16 protein-coding genes and 2 pseudogenes are annotated in these 20032 nt (G+C 35.7%); 7 read left to right on the top strand and 11 right to left on the bottom strand.

What is annotated here, in order from left to right; genetic code table 11:
• Positions 1 to 31 precede the first annotated feature (31 nt).
• Entirely contained in the window at positions 32 to 697 is a 666-nt protein-coding gene (gene rpe / locus BST92_RS03630) for a ribulose-phosphate 3-epimerase (RefSeq protein ID WP_105070224.1), read from the bottom strand.
• A gap of 375 nt (positions 698 to 1072) precedes the next feature.
• Here rpe and BST92_RS03625 point away from each other — a divergent pair, with 375 nt between their 5' ends.
• Together BST92_RS03625 and BST92_RS14970 are read left to right on the top strand one after the other, a co-directional pair.
• Positions 1073 to 1660, top strand: a complete 588-nt coding sequence (locus BST92_RS03625) for a hypothetical protein (RefSeq protein WP_105070223.1) — start codon at positions 1073 to 1075, stop codon at positions 1658 to 1660.
• A 10-nt stretch (positions 1661 to 1670) separates the two neighbouring features.
• Complete coding sequence (locus BST92_RS14970; RefSeq protein WP_170061701.1) at positions 1671 to 1925, top strand: hypothetical protein; 255 nt, start codon at positions 1671 to 1673, stop codon at positions 1923 to 1925.
• 193 nt (positions 1926 to 2118) lie between these two features.
• Here BST92_RS14970 and BST92_RS03620 read toward each other — a convergent pair whose 3' ends face one another.
• A complete protein-coding gene (locus BST92_RS03620) occupies positions 2119 to 2499 on the bottom strand; it encodes a helix-turn-helix domain-containing protein (protein ID WP_105070222.1) in 381 nt (126 codons plus the stop codon).
• 160 nt (positions 2500 to 2659) lie between these two features.
• On the opposite strand from BST92_RS03620, the gene BST92_RS03615 reads away from it, so the two are divergent.
• Positions 2660 to 3205, top strand: coding sequence for a hypothetical protein (locus BST92_RS03615; RefSeq protein WP_105070221.1), 546 nt, complete (start codon positions 2660 to 2662; stop codon positions 3203 to 3205).
• A 447-nt stretch (positions 3206 to 3652) separates the two neighbouring features.
• Here the strand turns inward: BST92_RS03615 and BST92_RS03610 are convergent, their stop codons facing one another.
• The 5 genes and pseudogenes from BST92_RS03610 to tamL all read right to left on the bottom strand — a co-directional run bounded on the left by BST92_RS03610 (position 3653) and on the right by tamL (position 11113).
• Positions 3653 to 5890 (bottom strand): polyribonucleotide nucleotidyltransferase, encoded by a 2238-nt coding sequence (locus BST92_RS03610; protein WP_105070220.1) that lies wholly within the window; start codon positions 5888 to 5890, stop codon positions 3653 to 3655.
• A gap of 175 nt (positions 5891 to 6065) precedes the next feature.
• Positions 6066 to 6334: pseudogene (rpsO, locus tag BST92_RS03605) on the bottom strand (30S ribosomal protein S15).
• Positions 6335 to 6517: 183 nt separating this feature from the next.
• Positions 6518 to 7377 (bottom strand): annotated as a pseudogene (gene accD / locus BST92_RS03600) (acetyl-CoA carboxylase, carboxyltransferase subunit beta).
• 56 nt (positions 7378 to 7433) lie between these two features.
• Positions 7434 to 8501, bottom strand: coding sequence for a class II fructose-bisphosphate aldolase (gene fbaA / locus BST92_RS03595; RefSeq protein WP_105070219.1), 1068 nt, complete (start codon positions 8499 to 8501; stop codon positions 7434 to 7436).
• A gap of 59 nt (positions 8502 to 8560) precedes the next feature.
• The gene (gene tamL / locus BST92_RS03590) at positions 8561 to 11113 is read right to left on the bottom strand and encodes a translocation and assembly module lipoprotein TamL (protein WP_170061700.1); all 2553 of its coding nucleotides are present in this window, start codon (positions 11111 to 11113) and stop codon (positions 8561 to 8563) included.
• Between the two features lie 26 nt (positions 11114 to 11139).
• Here tamL and BST92_RS03585 point away from each other — a divergent pair, with 26 nt between their 5' ends.
• Complete coding sequence (locus BST92_RS03585) at positions 11140 to 11868, top strand: TrmH family RNA methyltransferase (RefSeq protein WP_105070217.1); 729 nt, start codon at positions 11140 to 11142, stop codon at positions 11866 to 11868.
• On the opposite strand, the gene porT is transcribed toward BST92_RS03585, so the two are convergent.
• A complete protein-coding gene (gene porT, locus BST92_RS03580) occupies positions 11855 to 12568 on the bottom strand; it encodes a type IX secretion/gliding motility protein PorT/SprT (protein WP_105070216.1) in 714 nt (237 codons plus the stop codon). The genes BST92_RS03585 and porT overlap by 14 nt on opposite strands.
• 4 nt (positions 12569 to 12572) lie before the next feature.
• Positions 12573 to 13304: a bifunctional demethylmenaquinone methyltransferase/2-methoxy-6-polyprenyl-1,4-benzoquinol methylase UbiE gene (gene ubiE, locus BST92_RS03575; RefSeq protein WP_105070215.1), complete on the bottom strand. Its 732-nt coding sequence runs from the start codon at positions 13302 to 13304 to the stop codon at positions 12573 to 12575.
• 156 nt (positions 13305 to 13460) lie between these two features.
• On the opposite strand from ubiE, the gene trkA reads away from it, so the two are divergent.
• Both trkA and BST92_RS03565 read left to right on the top strand, forming a co-directional pair.
• Positions 13461 to 14810: a Trk system potassium transporter TrkA gene (gene trkA / locus BST92_RS03570; RefSeq protein WP_105070214.1), complete on the top strand. Its 1350-nt coding sequence runs from the start codon at positions 13461 to 13463 to the stop codon at positions 14808 to 14810.
• A gap of 6 nt (positions 14811 to 14816) precedes the next feature.
• Positions 14817 to 16313, top strand: a complete 1497-nt coding sequence (locus BST92_RS03565) for a TrkH family potassium uptake protein (RefSeq protein ID WP_105072190.1) — start codon at positions 14817 to 14819, stop codon at positions 16311 to 16313.
• Between the two features lie 69 nt (positions 16314 to 16382).
• Here BST92_RS03565 and BST92_RS03560 read toward each other — a convergent pair whose 3' ends face one another.
• Positions 16383 to 17570, bottom strand: coding sequence for a pyridoxal phosphate-dependent aminotransferase (locus BST92_RS03560; RefSeq protein WP_105070213.1), 1188 nt, complete (start codon positions 17568 to 17570; stop codon positions 16383 to 16385).
• A gap of 98 nt (positions 17571 to 17668) precedes the next feature.
• Between BST92_RS03560 and rsmG the strand changes: the two genes are divergently transcribed.
• Positions 17669 to 18310: a 16S rRNA (guanine(527)-N(7))-methyltransferase RsmG gene (rsmG, locus tag BST92_RS03555; protein WP_105070212.1), complete on the top strand. Its 642-nt coding sequence runs from the start codon at positions 17669 to 17671 to the stop codon at positions 18308 to 18310.
• Positions 18311 to 18366: 56 nt separating this feature from the next.
• On the opposite strand, the gene BST92_RS03550 is transcribed toward rsmG, so the two are convergent.
• Positions 18367 to 20004, bottom strand: a complete 1638-nt coding sequence (locus BST92_RS03550) for a DUF6029 family protein (RefSeq protein WP_105070211.1) — start codon at positions 20002 to 20004, stop codon at positions 18367 to 18369.
• Positions 20005 to 20032: the final 28 nt, after the last annotated feature.

Raw genomic sequence — 20032 nt, 5'->3', positions numbered from 1 at the left:
ATATAGGTCGATGAGAGTCGATATCATTACTCTAGATAGAAGGATTAACCATACTTTTAAGTCCAGCTATGGTAGCTACTTGATCACTTGATTTAAACACATAACTACCTGCCACTAGCACATCTGCACCAGCTTCAACTAATTGTTTTGCATTTTTATCAGTCACTCCACCGTCTATTTCTATAAGCGTATCACAACCTTTAAAGTCTATGATTTTTTTAAGTTGTGTAATCTTATCATAGGTGTTCTCAATAAAACTTTGTCCACCAAAACCAGGATTCACACTCATCAAACATACCATATCTATGTCTTGAATAGTGTCCGTTAATAAATGCACACTCGTGTGAGGATTAAGCGCCACACCAGCTTTCATACCATGAGATTTTATGAGTTGCAATGTTCTATGTAGGTGCGTACACGCTTCATAATGAACCGTAAGGATATCACAGCCTAAATCTGCAAAGGTCTTTACATAACGATCAGGATCTACGATCATCAAATGGCAATCTATAGTTTTAGTAGCGTGTTTCACAATATCGCGCAATACAGGCATCCCAAAAGAAATATTAGGCACAAAAACACCATCCATAATGTCTATATGAAACCAGTCAGCATCAGAGCGATTGATCATTTCTACATCACGTTGTAGGTTAGCAAAATCTGCTGCGAGTACAGATGGGGCGATAAGTTTAGACATCTCTTAAGGTTAAAGTTTTGCAAATTTAGGGTTTTGAGATGAGTTTTGAAGATTAATTGATTTGTAAATAGTAAACGGTAGTAACCAGATTATGAATTAAGATCATAAACGTTTAATTGTAAGAATAAAGTGTTTGAATCTTTTTTAAACAAAACATTTACAACGAGTTAAAAAACTGTAAAAAGCCTATTAATGATTTTTTAAATACTTGCTTACAAATGTTCTTTTTTTTTGATTTGTACAAAATTTGCAAATCTCAATGAAAATCCCCTAAAACGAGGTAAGCCGAAAAGCGTTAAGAGTAGGCATTAACTTTAATATTTTTATAATGAAAAAACATTTTAAATTTTACCGTTTTTATTTTTAGGATTCTGTTTGGTTTTAAATTCTTGTAGTGAGGATCGCATTATCGATAGCAATAGCATAGCTTTAGAAGCAGATAAGAGTATTGAAACTAATGTTACCTTTATTAATAACAATGAATCATTCATTTTTAGCGGCGATTATAACAACCCTTATTTTGAAAGGTCAGACAGTTCAAAACTTTTTCTTTCTGAAAGCATTGGGCTTATTGAGATTAGTTCCCAAAGTAATGGGAATGTATTAATTTCTAGTGATGACTTTCCTTTTACTATTAGTTTATCTGAAAATTCTGATTCATCAAATCAAATTACAATTAACTCTACAGCAAATGGTGTTACAAAAGAACATACAATGGTTAATTTAGGATATATAAATGCAGAAAACTTATTTCAAGATTTAGTAAGTTTAGGTTCTTTTGACAATTCATCTCAATACGAGACACAAGCATGTCCTCCTTGCGTGGTAGTTGTCGCATACTTAGTTATTGATTCACTTGCTGAACACTGTGATAACGTTATCGAAACAGGTGTGAATGCATGTCGAGGTGAGGATAAGTGCGCTAGTGTGGGATTATGTTCAGTTGAATGTAAAAGATGTTAATCAACTAATTATGAATAAAAAAACAAGAAATATCGCTTTGCTAACAATAACATTACCGCTCTATCTTACTTTATTAATTTGGGTAGTATTGAGATTTACCTATGGTGATTCAACTTCCATATTTGTTGGGACTATAGGGGTAGGTATTTGTTACTACTTCTGGATGGCAAGTCGATTTAAAAAGAAATTGCAAAACTTATATCCTAAGACTGAGGATTATATAAAAGCTGTAGACTATTATAGAAAATGGCACATACTATGTTAAGCCTTTTTAATAGATTCTTATAAGCGAATATTGAAAAAAATGCCTCTTGAAATTTCAAGAGGCATTTTGAATTAAAACATTTCTAAGCGAGCATTGAGGCTCTCGAAATGCGATTTTAAATAATGATTTAATCTTCAGATTAAGCACTGTTTTCATTAAATATACAATCTTCTCTTCAAAAGATATTTTCATTTTATCTCAACCTATTCAATTCCTCATCTTTCATTTTGATAATTTTTTGCAAATCATCTATGCGAGAATTTAAGGATTTGATTAATTCTAATTGCAGTTTGTCGTTAATACCATGATGGATTTCCATCTCATCTTTACCTGGTTTTTCACTTTTTATTTCATTAATTATTTTAGGTGTAGCGTCAAAGAGTACACTTAATAATTCTATGCTATCCATTTCATAGAATTTTGCAATCTCATAAACTAAATCCAGCGTGATCTTTTTAGTGCCATTTTCAATATTAGAATATGACTTCTGAGAAATCCCTAAATTAATAGCAAGATGTTCTTGAGTATAATTATTTTTAAGCCTTAAATCCTTTAAATGATGTGCTGCAATCATATTGGGTTAATTTTTACTAAGTAAGTAAGATTTTACTAAGATAGTAAGTTTATTCTGCAACGAAACATTTGTTTATGCTGAACTTTGTTTTCAAGATGTCTTAAAACGAGCTAAGCCGAAAATCGTTAAGAGTAGGCGTTAACACAATTAAATTTTTATCATGAAAAAGTATTTTAAATTTTTACCGTTTCTTTTATTGAGTTTCTGTTTGGTTCTGAATTCTTGTAGTCAAGAAGAGATTTTAGATATCGATGATAATATTAATGCTAAATCTGCATCAATTGAATCTAGTTTTGAGATTGAATCGATGTTGTTGAGTTTAAGCGATTATAATCTTAAAGATCTGGATGAAGAATCCGCCCAGTTACTAATTGAACCAATAATTGATCAAACGGTTAGCCAGCTTATTTCCGAAGGTATTTCTGAACAAGAAATTATTGAGGAGTTTGGTAGTTTGAAAAGCCCTAACTTAATACATATGAGTTTAGCTATGGTAGCGTCTGACAAAGTTGAAGTTAAAGCAGACACTGTAGATTGTATTTTGAGAGCAACGGGCATTCAAGCAATACATGAGGCATTTTGGGGGAATTTCACAAATCGAAGGTTACTATTAAGGGCAGTTGGTAGGTTAGCAACGCGTGCAGCCGGTTGGATAGGTGCAGCTCTAATAGTTGCTGATTTTGTTTTATGTATGAACGATAATTAATTTGTTGTGGAAGCTTTATTTAATTTTATATTTTCTCTTTTTTTGGTATTTTAGGGCTTGTGTTTTTGTTCAATACATTAAGAAAAAAAGGCTTTTTGAAGACTAAAAAAGGTGTTCGTAATTTGGCTATCAGTATTTTATTGATATTAGTGTCTTTATCACGATTTTTACTGTAGATTACTGCATAGTAGATGTAATTTGCGTAAGCTTTTAGTTAATATTTGTTTTGTACACATCTAAACATAGTTAAATGTAAAATAAACGCTAGCACTCGATTATATCTAGTGCCTAACTCAAGCTGATTTTATTTCTCGCTTTCGGGAATGCGAATCAATAATTAACAAAAATGCCTCTTGAATTTTCAAGAGGCATTTTAGATTTATAAAAATCTGTAGGCTTAAAACCATCAAACTCTGAAATGAATTCAGAGTGACAGTTTATCAATTATTACTCAGACTTAGAATCATTATCATTATCACGACGTGGACGATCATCTCTACGGCGATCATCACGACGTGGCGCGCGACGGTCATTAGAACGACGGTCATCACGCTGGCGTGGTGGACGCTCTACCCAACCTTCTGGTTTAGGCATACATTCTTTACGAGATACTTTTTGCTTCTTAGTACGTGGATCTACACCCATATACTTCACATCTAGTACATCTCCTACTTTAAGAACGGTAGATGGGTCTTCTATACGCTTGTAATCAAACTCACTTACGTGAAGTAAAGTTTCTTTACCAGGCTTGAATTCTACCACGGCACCGAAGTCTAGCATTTTTACAACTTTTACTTCGTAAACGCTACCTACTTCTGGTTCAAAAATGATGTTTTGGATACGTTCTATAGCAGCATTGATCTTATCGCGATCTGTACCAGCTATTTCTATAATACCCATATCATCTTTCTCCTCGATGTTGATTACCGTATCAGTTTCTTTTTGCATCTCTTGGATTACTTTTCCACCAGGTCCTATTACAGCGCCTATGTATTTACCTTCTATTTCCATAGATTCCATCTTAGGAGCATGAGGTTTTACATCGCTTGCTGGAGCAGGAATAGTGTCTGTCAGTTTACCTAGAATGTGCATACGACCTTCTCTAGCCTGCATTAAAGCATTAGTAAGAATTTCATAAGAAAGACCTTTTACTTTAATATCCATTTGACAAGCTGTGATACCATCTTCAGTACCGGTAACTTTAAAGTCCATATCTCCTAAGTGATCTTCATCACCTAAAATATCTGAAAGTACTGCATAGTTATTACCGTCAGTAATCAATCCCATGGCAATACCAGAAACTGGTTTTTTCATAGGAAGACCAGCATCCATTAATGCCATTGTACCAGCACAAACTGTTGCCATAGAAGAAGAACCGTTAGATTCTAATACTTCAGATACCACACGAACTGTGTAAGGAAGATCTTCTGGTAACATTTTCTTAAGGGCACGTTGTGCCAGGTTACCATGTCCTATCTCACGACGAGACGTTCCACGTAGTGGACGAGCCTCTCCAGTTGAGAATGGTGGGAAGTTGTAGTGTAAATAGAAACGCTCTTCTCCTTCTTGAGAAGCCATGTCTATCACATTTGCATCTCTAGAGGTTCCAAGAGTTACAGTGGCAAGCGCTTGAGTTTCTCCACGAGAGAAAATCGCACTACCGTGAGTAGATGGAAGGTAATCTACCTCACACCATATATCACGTATGTCTGTAGTCTTACGACCATCTAGACGTATTCCTTCATTAAGTAGTACATCACGTACTGCTTTTTTGTGTGTTTTGTTGAAATATTTAGAGATTAGATCTCCATTTTCTGCTTGATCTTCTTCAGAAAAAGTAGCCTTAATTTCCTCTTTGATTTCAGAGAATGCAGCGCTGCGCTCGTGCTTAGCACTTCCTTTTTTAGCGACATCATACACTTTTTGGTAAGCCAGTTCTGCTACCTTAGCCTCGATGTCAGCATCTTCTTTTTCTCCTTCGTACTCACGTACTTCTTTTTTACCTACATGCTCTGCTAGGGCAACTTGAGCGGCACATTGATCCTTAATAGCTTCGTGAGCAGCTTTAATGGCAGCGATCATTTCTTCTTCAGAAATCTCTTCCATTTCACCTTCTACCATCATTACAGAATCTGCACTAGCACCTATCATCATCTCTAGATCTGCAGCTTCTAATTGAGCATAACTAGGGTTGATAACAAATTTTCCATCTACACGTGCAACACGTACTTCAGAGATAGGACATTCAAACGGAATGTCAGATAATTGAATAGCAGCACTTGCAGCAAGACCAGCCATAGCGTCTGGCATTACTTCATCATCATGCGACATTAACTGAATCATCACTTGAACCTCTGCATGGTAATCTTTAGGGAATAATGGACGTAATACACGGTCTACTAGACGCATAGTAAGTACTTCTCCATCATTAGGACGTGCTTCACGCTTGAAGAATCCACCAGGATATTTACCGGCAGCGGCAAATTTCTCACGGTAATCTACAGTAAGTGGAAGAAAATCTAGTCCAGTAGATTTGTAGCTGGACACTACAGTTCCTAGAAGCATTGCTTTACCACATGTGATCACAACAGATCCATGTGCTTGTTTTGCAAGCGCTCCAGTTTCGATAGTGATATCTGGCCCATTGGCCATTTTAATCACTTGTTTAAAAACTTGTGGTTTCATAAATATAGTTAAACGTTAATCTCAAGTTGTGAGTAGAGAAGGTGTTTACTTTGTGAGAAACCAGCTTTTGTAATGTCGCGATGATTTGTTTTAATTCTGCTTTCGCGAAAGCGGAATAGAGATAAGCTCTCCTACTTATATAAAATAAAAAAGGGGACACAAGGTCCCCATTTCTTTACTTTCTAATACCTAAGTCCTTAATCAATTCACGATAAGCAACGATATCTTTCTTCATTTTGTAATCAAGAAGAGAACGTCTTTTACCTACCAGTTTCACTAGACTACGCTCAGTATTGTAGTCGTGACGGTTGTTTTTAAGGTGTCCTGTTAAATAGTTAATACGGTAAGTGAATAATGCGATTTGCGCATCAGTATTACCTGTGTCGTTTGCGTCTTTTCCGTACTTTGCGAAAATCTCTGCTTTTTTTCTGGAGCTAAATACATGCCAAAATTATTTTATAATGAATATTATGTACGTCAGGTTTTCTGACTTCACATTAAGACTCGTTCTCAATGCGGCTGCAAAGATACACTTTTAATTAAATCCAATTACTCTATAGATATCTTTAAATTAAAAACGCCTGTGAATTATAATTACAGGCGTTTTGTAAATTTAAATTTTCAGGGCTAAACGATTGGTACCTCACGATTAAGAATCAAGTTCAAGTAAAGATTTACTTTTTCCTTCAACTCATGCCTAGGTACTATAAAGTCTAAGAATCCTTTTTCTAATAAGAACTCTGCAGTCTGGAAACCTTCTGGTAATTCTTTACCAGTGGTGTCTCTTACTACACGTGGACCTGCAAATGCGATTAATGCTCCAGGTTCTCCTATATTGATGTCACCTAACATCGCAAATGATGCTGTGGTACCACCAGTAGTAGGGTCTGTACAAAGTGAAACATAAGGTATTCCTGCATCTGCCAGTTGTGCGAGTTTGGAACTAGTTTTTGCTAGTTGCATTAATGATAACGCTGCTTCCATCATACGTGCACCACCAGACTTTGATATGATCATAAAAGGAATGTTGTTTTTAAAGAATAGTCTGCTGCACGAGCGATTTTTTCTCCTACCACACTACCCATTGATCCACCTATGAATCCAAAATCCATACAGGCAACAACTAAATCATGTCCACCAGATTTACCTACAGCGGTTCTTACAGCATCTTTCAATCCTGATTTTTTCTTTGCGTCTTCTAGACGATCCACATATTTTTTTGAGTCCTCAAATTTCAATGGATCTTTTGAAGTCATGTTTGTATTAAGTTCTTTGAACTTATTATCGTCAAAAAGGATTTCAAAATATTCATTACTACCTATGCGCACGTGGTATCCGTCTTCTGGACTTACGTAGTAATTATTCTTTAATTGCTCTGCGTCTACAATTTTACCAGTCGGTGATTTATACCACAGACCTTTAGGTGTATCTTTCTTTGCCTCAGTAGGCGTAGTGATTCCTTTTTTATCTCTTTTAAACCAAGCCATATCTTTTTCCATAAAAAAGCATTTAAATTATTAATGATTTAAATGCTCGGGTTGTTCTATAATGTATTGATGTTGTTTAAGTCTTCAAAGGCTGCTTTTAAGCGTGCTTTAAAACTTTCTTCACCTACGCGTAACCATTTGCGTGGATCATAGTATTTTTTATTTGGAGCATCTGCTCCAGTTGGATTTCCTATTTGTGATAGTAAAAAATCATTGTTTGTATCCATATAACCTTTTACACCTGTAGCAAAAGCCCATTGTAAATCGGTATCGATGTTCATTTTTACAACACCATAACCTATTGCTTCTCTAATTTCTTCTAGTGTAGAACCAGATCCACCGTGAAATACAAAGTCGATATGATTGTGCTCAACGCCATACTTTTGGGTGATATACTCTTGTGAATTTTTTAAAATCTTAGGAGTTAATTTTACATTCCCAGGTTTATATACACCGTGTACATTACCAAATGCTGCTGCGATGGTAAAGCGATCACTTACTTTTTTAAGCTCTTCATAAGCATATGCTACTTCTTCTGGTTGCGTGTATAATTTAGATTCATCAACATCGCTATTATCTACTCCATCTTCTTCTCCACCAGTAATACCTAGCTCTATCTCTAGTGTCATGTCCATTTTAGACATGCGCTCTAGATATTTTTTACATATTTCAATATTTTCTTCCAGTGGTTCTTCACTTAGGTCGATCATGTGTGAAGAGTATAATGATTTACCGCTTTCGCGAAAGCGAGTTTCACTAGCATCTAGTAATCCATCGATCCATGGGAGTAATTTTTTTGCACAGTGGTCTGTGTGCAGTATTACAGTGGCTCCATATGCTTCTGCAAGTCTGTGTACATGCTCTGCTCCTGCGATACCGCCTAGAATAGCAGCATGGTGACCGTCGTTATTAAGTCCTTTACCAGCGTTAAAAACACTTCCTCCGTTAGAGTATTGTATGATTACTGGTGAATTTAACTCTGCAGCGGTTTCCATAACAGCGTTAACCGTGTTAGATCCTACAACATTAACGGCTGGTAGGGCATAACCATTTGCCTTTGCATGGTTAAATATTTCTTGAACTTGGTTACCTGTGGCAACACCTGGTTTGATATTATGACTCATGATATTTCTTGAAGTTGGGTTACAAAAGTAAGGAAAATATAGGCTCGATAAACCTGTTACTAGAAAGGATAATTGATACCGACGTTAAATACTGCTTTAGGTATTTTAATTTCTTTAAACCATCTACGACCTTCTTCTAGTGCTGGGTTAAAGGTTTTAAATCCAGTATCTAATCTCAACACAAAGAATCCAAAGTCATATCTGATTCCAAATCCTGAACCTACTGATATCGTGGATAGGTCTGAAATACCTTTAAATTGTGCGTCTGGATTGTCTTCATTATCTAACACATTCCATATGTTACCTGCGTCTACAAATAATGCACCTTTAAAACTACCAGTAATGGTAAATCGATACTCGCCATTAAAAGCAAGTTTCATATTTGCTTCATTAAAATCATTAATTCCACCGGTGCTACCAGGTCCTAATTCATAGGCTTGCCATGCTCTATTATCGTTAGGTCCACCTCCAAAAAATGATCGTGTAAAAGGAATGTTGTCTGAATTACCGTAAGGAATAGCGATACCACCGAAGGCTCTTATGGCAAAAACGTTATTACTGAATAGCTGCCAATGCTTTATGTAGTCGATTTCTGTTTTTGCGTATTGAGAATACTCCACGCCAAATGCAGTACGATTACCATCCTCATTAGTGGGCTCTCCTACTAGTGATGTGATACCAGCTAGTACATTTCCTGCAGACTCAACTCTTATACTGAATAGGGAGTAATCATCGTCGTAAATTCCTTTTTGCGTATTTCTAATCCAGTTATAGCTGGTAGAAACGATAAGATTATTTTGAGTTAATCGATCCCTACGTTCTTCAATGTTACGTACTGTTTCTCGTTGGTCGCTAGTTGTTGCAATACTACCGTTTAAAACATCTCTAGTAAATAGAGAGGTTCCTTGCGGGATGCTTAAATTATTGTTGTCATTTAAATATATAGGATTAGTAATGTTCAGATCTTCAGCAACGGCATTAAGACTGTTGTACGTACTGTTATATACATTAAAGAAATCGCCTGGATCTAGATTGCGCACGTACTGTGCGTTAATTAAATCAAATCTACTAGTGTTAGTAGGTTTAGGTTTCCATCTGTAACTCAATATACTATTGAAGCTTGTTTTATCTAGCCCTATATTAGTCTGGCTAACAAAACCTATAGAAAGGTTAGTGCTAGGTGACATATATTTAGGAATTAACTTTTCTGTTTTAATAGGGAAGAAGAGTCGAGGGAAGCTCAAACGAGCATCTGCTCCATATTCTTGTAAATCAAAAAATCGAGAATCACCTGAAGCACCATCTGCGCTAGCGCCTATACTTCCTCTAAAGTTAATGTCTAATAATTCACTGCCTTGAAAAAGGTTTCTAATAACTAATGAGCTGTTCAATCCTATTCCTAAGGCCTGAATATTGCTATGTGTAGTTTCTGCACTGTTTTTTAAGAAAAATTTCTTTTTAGAAGTCAAAAGGATATTTGCAATTAAGTTAACGCCTGTAGAGTCTGCAGGATCTGGCTCTAGCCTTATTGATGGTGTATAGAAACTTTTTAATTCGGTTATTCTGTTAAAAGTACGGTCTCTATCAATATCTCTATAGATGTCGCCTTCATGAAAAAAGATAGCATCTGCTAGAACAAAATTGCGGTATTTTCTTTCACCATACCTAATAATGTTAATGTCTTTATATCTGGTGGTATCTGGGACACTACCTTCTATGCTTTCTTCATAATCTGGGTAGACGTTAATTTTACTTATTTTATGAATTAAAAAAGGCTTAGTGATTATAGAGTCTCCAACTTTGATTTCTCTGTCATCAATGATCACTGCAATATTTGCATTGTGATTGGTCTTTACTGTATCGCCTTCAAATTTGATGAACTCTTTTTCCATATAAAAGACTCCGTTATTTCGGAATATGGTCATTAACCGGTCACGTTCAGCATTAAAATCTGGAGTATAATATTGCTCACCAGTTGTAATAAGTTGATCTTTTAAATGAACGTGATATAAAGAATCTACAAGAGGTGAAGATATACGAGCATTTATACTGTCTATTTTATAGGCTTGATGTTTATTTACTGTGTAAACAACCTCTGCACGTTGTTTTTTATCGCTATCTATAATTTTGTGCGATACATCAGTATTGAACCATCCTTGATTCCAGTACCAGGCTCTTAATCGTTCTTTAGATTTAGTGATGTCGTCTAATTCTAGTATTGCTGGTTCTTCACCTGTACGTTTGATCCAGTTATTGAAATCTACTAAACCTTGACCTAATTGCACGGTTTGTTTTTCAGATAAAACTTTATTGCGACGCTGTAATCCTTTAGGGTTCTCCTGCATCCATTTTAAATATATAGAATCTCTATGAGGTCTTGCTAGATTATAGAAGTGAAGCCCTACAGGAACAGTAAGGATACGATTGTTAGGTTGTTGCACTAGTAGAGTTTTAACTCTAGGGTCTTTAGGTGCTATGCTATCCACTAGAATAGTATTGTTTATCAATAGCTTTTTACCTTCAGGAACACGTTTTATAGCATTACATGAGGATATAACTATGATAAGCGCGATAATTAAACCTATTTTTGCAAGTAGACTCGTTTTCTTCATATAGATGGTCAAAAATACAATTATAAATGGTTACAAAAAGCAGGTTAAAGCTTCTCAAAAGTCTCTCACGTAAAAAGAACCGTGATGATCATCAGCTTTTTCTAGTAGAAGGATATAAGTCTATTCTAGAATTATCTCAAACCGCGTTAATACGTCAACAAGTTTTAGTAACTGAAGGTCATCATGCATTAGATTCTTTACCTACTGATATTATTTCAAAAAAGGAAATGGCTGGCATCTCTACTTTAAAAACGCCACCTGGCTACCTTGCAGTATTTGAAATGCCAGAAAAAAAAGAAATCAATCTATCTGGGCTAGTTGTTGCGCTAGATAATGTTAAAGATCCCGGGAATCTAGGAACTATAATTAGATTATGTGACTGGTTTGATGTTAGACAAATTATATGTTCTTTAGAAACAGTTGACGTGTTTAATCCTAAGTGTGTACAAGCGTCTATGGCATCTTTAGGTAGAGTGCAAGTTGATTATATAAATCTGGAAGAGGTATTATCTACAGTGCCGTCTACAATATTTACTACGGCTATGGATGGTAAATCGGTTTATGATACTGAATTACCAAATCACGGTGTCCTAGTAATGGGAAATGAATCTGCTGGTATATCAGAAGAGATAATGAGCTTGGGTAATAAACTTAGTATACCGCAATACGGTTCTCAACCTCATACAGAAAGTCTTAATGTGGCTATGGCTACAGCCGTACTTTTAGGAGAATGGAGACGTTCTACTGAAAAGTAAAGTTTAGGAAAATCCCTCGAGACTGCATACTAGAAATATTACCAGTGTATGGGCTGTTAGGATCAACATCTCTTACTAACTCGTCATTTATAGCAAAAACACCTCTTATGGAAGGTGTGAATTTAAAATAATACAAGTAAAAGTCAATCCCAAAACCTAATTCATAATTAAACACATTAGTCACCTGACGGAACTGGTTTGCACTATTATCATTAGGATTCTCTTCATTACTGGATAAATTACGTGACCACGACGCGCCACCTACAATGAACGGTTTCCAATTATTTAATCTTTTAGTTGAGAACTTGACTAATAACGGTACATTGATGTAAGTAGATGTTACTTCCCTTTCAAAATCACCAGGCATTGTAAAAGAAGGGTCTTCAAAATTTAATGTCCTAGTGACAAAGCTTATTCCTGGCTCTAGTCTTAAATTGATATAGTTATTGATTTTTAAATCACCAACTAGTCCTACATTAAAGCCCATGGATGTTTCTACAAATATATCATCAGTAACCTCATTATAATCAAACTTATAGTCATAAGAATTAAGTCCTAAGAAATATCCCCATGTATACCTTTTCTCATCAATTTGACCTTGTCCGCCTGTGGCATCATTAGAAATTTTTTCCCTTACAGATTGTGCGCTTGAGACTTGAAAACCTATAAAAAGGCTTATAAGGATAAGAAATGACCTCATATATTTATTTAATTGCTTTGTAAATAGTTGATGCACCGTGAAACTGTAAAAAGTGTTCTACATTATTAAACCCTACTTTCTTTAAAATATTGTTGAAACGCTCTCCATATGGAAAAGTAGAGGCGCTTTTTTGTAAATATCCATAAGCTATCTTATCCTTTGAAAATAATTTCCCTATCGTGGGAACGACTAATTTTGAGAAAACATAATAACCTTGCTTAAATGGAAATTTAGTAGGAACACTAGTTTCCAGTATTACCAGTATGCCTTCAGGTTTAAGAACACGTCTTATTTCTGAGAGCCCTTTTTCTAAATCTTCAAAATTACGTACACCATATGATACGGTCACTGCATCAATAGAGTTATCTTCAAAAGGTAAATCTTCAGAATCGCCAAGGATCATCTCAATACGACTGTCTAGATTTTCCTCTTTAACTTTAATCTTACCTACCTCTAGCATTCCGCTAGAAATGTCAAGACCTATAAGACGTGAGGCGTTGGTTTTTTGTGCCATTTGAATTACCAGATCTCCAGTCCCAGTAGCAATGTCCATAATGGTGTCAGGCTGTGTAGCAGCAATCATATCCACCACATTAGCTCGCCATTTCTGGTCCAGACCTAGTGATATCATTCGGTTTAAACCATCATATTCTCCACTTATAGTGTCAAACATTTTGGTCACCTGTTCCTTTTTACTGCTATCTTCTTCCTTATATGGTTTAACCTGTTGAGCCACGATTCTAGTAATTTGACGCAAAGATAAGGTAGAGCAGTGAGGTTTGAGTAATTACGCTTTCGCGAAAGCAAAATATTAACAACACCTTGCTAAATATTGTGTTATCTCATTGAATTTTATAGCTTTCCAGTATCTTTGAATTATAGATTAGATTTTATGAAGATCATTATCGCTGGAGCTGGAGAGGTAGGTTTCCACCTCGCTAAGCTCCTTTCTTATGAGTCGCAAAATATTACCTTAATAGATCCCGTAAAAGAGAATTTGCATTATGCGGATACTCATTTAGATATCAGGGCTTTAAGAGGTGATGCTACTTCAATTAAAATATTGCAAGAAGCAAATATTCACGATGCAGATTTAGTAATATCTGTGACTAGTAGTGAAACGACTAACATTACAGTATGTGTACTAGCTAAACAGTTAGGAGCAAAACGTACCATTGCACGTATCACAAATACAGAATTTTTAGATTTCCAGAATGAAATAGGGTTTCAACAATTTGGTATTGATGAGTTGATTTCACCAGAATCATTAGCAAGTAAAGAGATTGAGTTATTACTTAATCAAAGTGCTTTTAATGATAGTTATGAGTTTGAGAATGGAGCACTTACCATGGTAGGTGTTAGTCTACAGCGTACAGCCCAATTTGTGGGTAAGACTGTGCAAGAGGCTGGTGAGATTTTTCCAGAAGTTCATTTTATGCCCATTGCGATACAACGATTTGGTACACAATATACATTAATACCACGCGGTGATACTCAGTTTAAAGAAGGTGATCAAGTTTATTTTATAACCACTACAGATGGTGTTGCCGAATTATACAAACTTACCGGAAAGACTAAGCACGTGATGAAAAACGTTATGATCTTAGGTGGTAGTAATATAGGAAAGCAAACGGCAAAACATTTATCTGCAAATGGAGTCAATGTTAAACTTATTGAACAAAATGCCGAAAAGGCCTTTGATCTTGCAGATGAATTATCAGAAACTCTAGTTATTAATGGAGATGGACGTAATGTTGAATTGTTACAAGAAGAAAGTATCCACGAGATGGATGCTTTTATTGCTGTAACAGGGAATAGTGAAACTAATATTTTATCGTGTCTTATGGCTCGATCTAAAAGTGTCAATAAAACGATATCTTTAGTGGAGAATATGGATTACTTCCAGCTTTCACATAGTATAGGAATCGATACTTTAATTAATAAAAAACTGCTCGCAGCAAATAATATTTTTAGATTTATAAGAAAAGGTGATGTTGTTGCGATGACCAAACTCAATAACATGAATGCAGAACTGCTGGAGTTTATTGTTAAAGCCGGAAGTCCTATGTGTGATAAGTTTATTAAAGATGTTAATATACCACGTAGTGCTATTATAGGTGGTGTAATAAGAGATGGAATAGGTAATATTGTCTTAGGTAGTTTTAAAGTTAGAGAAGGAGATCGAGTTGTAGTTTGTTCATTACCGCGCTCTATTAGTAAGGTAGAAAAGTTATTTTTATAAATGACAATGACTAAACTCAATTATCAGATCATCGCCTATATAATGGGGTTATTGCTGCTTTTTAATGGCGGTTTTATGTTGATATGTGCTTTGGTGAGTGCTATATATCGTGAAACAGAAGGTTATGAGATATTAGCAGCTAGTGCTGTTGCTATTTTATTAGGTGCTATCGTGATGTATCTAACGAGAAACCATGTGAAGGTTTTACATAAAAAAGAAGGTTATTTAATAGTTACTCTAGGTTGGTTAATCATGGCATTTGCGGGTACGATGCCTTATATATTTACTGGTTCCATAGGTAACTACACAGACGCGTTTTTTGAAACTATGAGTGGTTTTACTACTACTGGCGCTAGTGTTGTTAACGATATTGAGGCGATGCCAAAAGGGATTCTTTTCTGGCGCAGTTTAACGCATTGGATAGGAGGAATGGGAATTATAGTGTTAGCAGTCGCCATACTACCGCTCTTAGGAATAGGAGGAATGCAACTATTTGCGGCCGAGGCACCAGGTCCTAGTGCAGATAAACTACATCCACGTATAACTGATACTGCAAAAAGGTTGTGGCTTATATATGTGAGCTATACGGCTATTGAAGCAGTATTGCTACGTATCGCTGGAATGGGCTGGTTTGACGCAGTAAACCACGCGTTAAGTACCTTATCTACAGGAGGTTTTTCTACTAAAAATGCAAGTGTCGCTTATTGGAACGATGTGCCTGTGATACAATGGATTATCATCATATTCATGTTCATTGCTGGGATGAACTTTGTCTTGAGCTATTTTGCTTTTAAAGGGAAATTCAGTAAAGTAATAAGAGATACTGAGTTTAAATGGTATAGCGGTTTTGTAATCGGATTTAGTGTTATTGCCGGATTACTTATTTATTTTCAAGCAGATGTGAGTTTGTCAACGATAGATCACCCTATGGTATGGGGTGAATTTGAAAGCGCAATGCGACACGCAAGTTTTCAAGTATTAGCGATTATTACAACGACAGGATTTGTGAGTGCAGACTATACTTTATGGACGCCGTTTTTAACAATTATGTGTTTTGGGTTGTTTTTCTTAGGTGGTAGTGCAGGATCTACATCTGGTGGAGTGAAAGTGATGCGTCACATCATTTTAATACGTAATGGTATTATGGAATTTAAACGCACACTGCATCCTAATGCGATTTTACCTGTGCGTTATAACGGTAAAGCATTACAGAGTGGTATCGTTTTCAATATCCTGGGATTCTTTATTCTGTATATGTTGTCGTTTATCATAGGAGCGACAGTACTTGCGGCATTAGGGCTAGATTTTGAAACGGCCATAGGTGGAGCGTTGAGTTCACTAGGAAATGTAGGTCCAGCATTTGGATCTTTATCACCGGTCGACAATTTTGCAAATTTACCAGCGCTAGGGAAATGGTGGTGTTCTTTCTTAATGTTAATAGGAAGGCTTGAATTATTTACCGTTTTGATATTATTGACACCATTCTTTTGGAGGAATAGGTAGAAATTATAAAACATAAAAGCTGGTTGTAAAGGATTGCAACCAGCTTTTATGATATGATTTTGATAAGGCTTAAGACAACACCTTCTCAATCCTTTTAATCGCCTCAGTAATTTGATCTTCGCTCGCTGCATAAGAAAGTCTTATACAGTTAGGTGCGCCAAAAGCATCGCCCGTAACTGTGGCTACAAGAGCTTCTTCTAATAATAATAAAGAGAAATCTGTCGCATTTTCAATTTTATGACCTTTAATCGTTTTTCCAAAAAATGAAGAAATATCTGGGAATACGTAAAAAGCACCTTCAGGAGTATCTGTTACAAACCCATCAATTTTTGATAATAATTCGAGTATTAAGTCACGACGCTTATGAAATGCGTCTACCATATATTGAATCTTAGAAACTGGAGCTTCCAATGCTGTAATAACGGCACGTTGTGCTATACAATTAGTTCCGCTAGTGATTTGTCCTTGCATTTTGTTACAAGCACGAGCTATCCATGCTGGAGCACCTATGTAACCAACTCTCCAACCTGTCATCGCAAACGCTTTACTAACACCATTTATCGTAACGGTACGGTCATACATTCCTTCTACGCTAGCTATACTCGCATGCCCACTACCATAATTGATATGCTCATAGATTTCATCGCTTACTACAATAATTTCAGGATAATCTTTAAGTACAGCAGCCAGTCCTTCTAGTTCTGCTTGGCTATAAACGCTACCGCTTGGATTATTAGGAGATGAAAATAAAATCATTTTTGTGCGAGGCGTTATGGCCGCACGCAATTGATCTGGTGTAATTTTAAAATTTTGTTCTACGCCAGCTCTTACTTCTACGGGAACACCTTCTGCTAGTTGCACAATTGCAGCATAACTAACCCAGTATGGCGCTGGTAAAATACATTCGTCACCTTCATTAAGTAATACCATTGCTACATTTGCAATCGATTGCTTTGCACCTGTTGATACTACAATCTGATCCCTTGTGTAATCAAGATTATTATCTCTTTTAAATTTTAAAATGATAGCATCTTTCAATTCTACATAACCATCAACTGGTGTGTAAGAGTTGTAGTTATCATTAATGGCTTGGATGGCTGCGTCCTTTACAAAGTCAGGTGTATTAAAATCAGGTTCGCCTAGACTAAGTCCTATGATATCTTTACCTTGTTCTCTCAGCTCACGTGCTTTGGCAGCCATTGCGAGTGTGGCACTTACTGGTAAATTATTGATACGATCAGATAGGTTGTTTTTCATAGGATATGATATTAGAATTACAAAAATATCATTTCATTAATTCCTAGCTTTCATTTCACTAGATTATTAATGCGTTATTTTTGCACAAAATATTGACAGTGCATCAAATTATAAAAAATTATTTTCCGCATCTAACAGATCATCAAATGGAGCAATTTGCTCAGTTAGGTGACTTATATGCAGATTGGAATTCACAGATTAATGTGATCTCTAGAAAAGATATAGATCAATTATATACAAGACATGTATTGCATTCTTTAGGTATTGCTTGTGTAGTACGCTTTCGCGAAAGCTTACCCAATACGCCAGGTGGAACCAGAGTTATGGATGTAGGAACAGGCGGTGGTTTTCCAGGGATACCTCTTGCTATCATGTTTCCTAAAACCAGTTTTCACCTTATAGATGCGATAGGTAAAAAAATTAAGGTTGTAGATGCTGTAGTAGAAGCATTGCAATTAAAAAATGTAACGACGCAACACGGAAGAGCCGAGAAAGTAAAGGGTAAATTCGATTTTATAGTAAGTCGTGCTGTTACTAATATGCCTGACTTTGTAAATTGGACTCGTAATAAAATAAGAAAAGATAGCTATCACGAGATTGAAAATGGAATATTATATCTTAAAGGTGGAGATTTAACAGAGGAATTAAAGCCTTTTCCTGATGCTTATATTTATGAATTACCAGATTATTTTGAAGAAGAGTTTTTTGAAACTAAAAAAGTAGTTCACCTTCCACTTTAATTAATAAAAAAAGACCTCATAGTTGAGGTCTTTTTTTATTCAATGCTTGTTGAAATTTAGAAGTTTGTAGAGATGTTTAAAGTAAGCCCAGTATTTTCTGGCACAAACCTACATACACCACCTACACAAACTAACCCACCACGCTGGCGGCCATAATTCATGGCTACGCGAGTTCTTCCTTTTGTATAACTACCACCTACAGAATAGTAATGAATATCTGTTTCGTCATAATTATATAAATCAGTTACGTACATAGATAGGTAGGGACTAAAAGCATACTCTGCAGTTGCAGCAGCCCAGTTTCCTCGATCAGCATCTGCGCTTAAATGTTGTAAATCCATTCTAACACTACGACCACCATCTAATTTATAAAGGGCATCTATTATAAAGGCATCACCATTCAAAAAGAAATCGCTAGTAGGTCCTTCTATAATTGCAGCGTTATATTCTGTGTGAACAGCTGTAAAGATTGTAGAGAAATTGCTTGAAAATCGCTTCTTAACGGCTATACTATACTCCTCAAAATATTTTTCTCCTCGAGATAAAAGAGAGGCGTCATAAGTGTTGTTTGTAAGATCAAATGTTGCGTCTAGGCCGCTCCAGTTTGCATAATTAAATTCAAATTTAGTTCCGTATTTACCACCTAATAAACTACCTTTTTTAGACGTGTAGTAAACATCAACTTGTCCACCAATCTCTCCAGCTTTACCTTCAATAGGTGAAACTAAAGCTTGTGGTGCGTAAACATAGATATTTGAAACGGCATAATCTTGCTGTTTAGTATATCCTGGAACGTAGTTAATTGTATTCAGTAAAAACGGATTTCCAGTTTGTTCTCTATCGGAATAAAAGCCCATATTCTCGATTGCTCTAATGGTCGCATTGATGCCTAGCCCTTTAGTAGCATATCCAGTATTTACTAGTAATGCTCTTCCATCTTGATAATTAAAATTGCTTACTACATTATTTAAAACAAAAGCATCAGGTTCTTTATATACATATTCTGTACCAATAAAGAATTTTTCAAATGTTAAGTCTGCACGAACACTATATGCACCTATATCTGCTGGAAAGTTCAAGTCTGGACTTCCAGAGGATTGGAATCTATTTACATAACTAGCTCCTATTTGAACTCCAGTTTCTAAGTCTAATGCAGTTGATAAATCTAATTCAGTGTTAACTCCAGTAACTGTGCCGTCTGATATTTCAAAACCTACTCTTTGATTTCCAGTAAAAGCAGTAGCGTTTAAATAATCTGTAAAGTCATATTTAACTCTTACTCCTCTAATAGAGTTGTCAATTCCTAACTGTCTATCTTCCCAAGAACGATAAATCAAGCCGCTACCGAACTGGTCATAAAAATGACCTCCAGTGATGTCTAGACCTTTGTGTTTAAAGTTCAAATAATAAGTTCCTATAGCATTACCTTCAAAACCTTCAAAATAACCTAGTAAAGGATTAGGAGCAAATAGTTCATATTGAATACCTGCAGTAAATTTATCATAGGAGTACCTAAGTGTAAAATAATTATTAGAACGCAATTGGTCTTGTGGTGCCATCGTACCTAGACCTTCATCATCTTGGTACCATTGACTATTAGATTCAAAGCCTCCTGAGAATGTACCTCTATTATCTTGTGCAATAGTGATTTGCATAGTAGTTAGAGCTACCAGCGCTATTAAAATTTTTTTCATTGTAAAGTGAATTGATTGTTTTTATGGA

The sequence above is a fragment of the Nonlabens arenilitoris genome (assembly GCF_002954765.1).
GTDB lineage: Bacteria > Bacteroidota > Bacteroidia > Flavobacteriales > Flavobacteriaceae > Nonlabens > Nonlabens arenilitoris.
This window is presented reverse-complemented; position numbering and strand designations above follow the sequence as displayed.

What these genes read in the sequence shown, in the direction of transcription:
- rpe (WP_105070224.1), bottom strand. Translation starts at nt 697, where the DNA reads ATGTCTAAACTTATCGCCCCATCTGTACTCGCAGCAGATTTTGCTAAC.
- tamL (WP_170061700.1), bottom strand. Translation starts at nt 11,113, where the DNA reads ATGAAGAAAACGAGTCTACTTGCAAAAATAGGTTTAATTATCGCGCTT.
- BST92_RS03560 (WP_105070213.1), bottom strand. Translation starts at nt 17,570, where the DNA reads ATGAAAAACAACCTATCTGATCGTATCAATAATTTACCAGTAAGTGCC.
- BST92_RS03610 (WP_105070220.1), bottom strand. Translation starts at nt 5,890, where the DNA reads ATGAAACCACAAGTTTTTAAACAAGTGATTAAAATGGCCAATGGGCCA.
- BST92_RS03550 (WP_105070211.1), bottom strand. Translation starts at nt 20,004, where the DNA reads ATGAAAAAAATTTTAATAGCGCTGGTAGCTCTAACTACTATGCAAATC.
- BST92_RS03565 (WP_105072190.1), top strand. Translation starts at nt 14,817, where the DNA reads ATGACTAAACTCAATTATCAGATCATCGCCTATATAATGGGGTTATTG.
- trkA (WP_105070214.1), top strand. Translation starts at nt 13,461, where the DNA reads ATGAAGATCATTATCGCTGGAGCTGGAGAGGTAGGTTTCCACCTCGCT.
- BST92_RS14970 (WP_170061701.1), top strand. Translation starts at nt 1,671, where the DNA reads ATGAATAAAAAAACAAGAAATATCGCTTTGCTAACAATAACATTACCG.
- BST92_RS03620 (WP_105070222.1), bottom strand. Translation starts at nt 2,499, where the DNA reads ATGATTGCAGCACATCATTTAAAGGATTTAAGGCTTAAAAATAATTAT.
- porT (WP_105070216.1), bottom strand. Translation starts at nt 12,568, where the DNA reads ATGAGGTCATTTCTTATCCTTATAAGCCTTTTTATAGGTTTTCAAGTC.
- BST92_RS03615 (WP_105070221.1), top strand. Translation starts at nt 2,660, where the DNA reads ATGAAAAAGTATTTTAAATTTTTACCGTTTCTTTTATTGAGTTTCTGT.
- fbaA (WP_105070219.1), bottom strand. Translation starts at nt 8,501, where the DNA reads ATGAGTCATAATATCAAACCAGGTGTTGCCACAGGTAACCAAGTTCAA.
- BST92_RS03585 (WP_105070217.1), top strand. Translation starts at nt 11,140, where the DNA reads ATGGTTACAAAAAGCAGGTTAAAGCTTCTCAAAAGTCTCTCACGTAAA.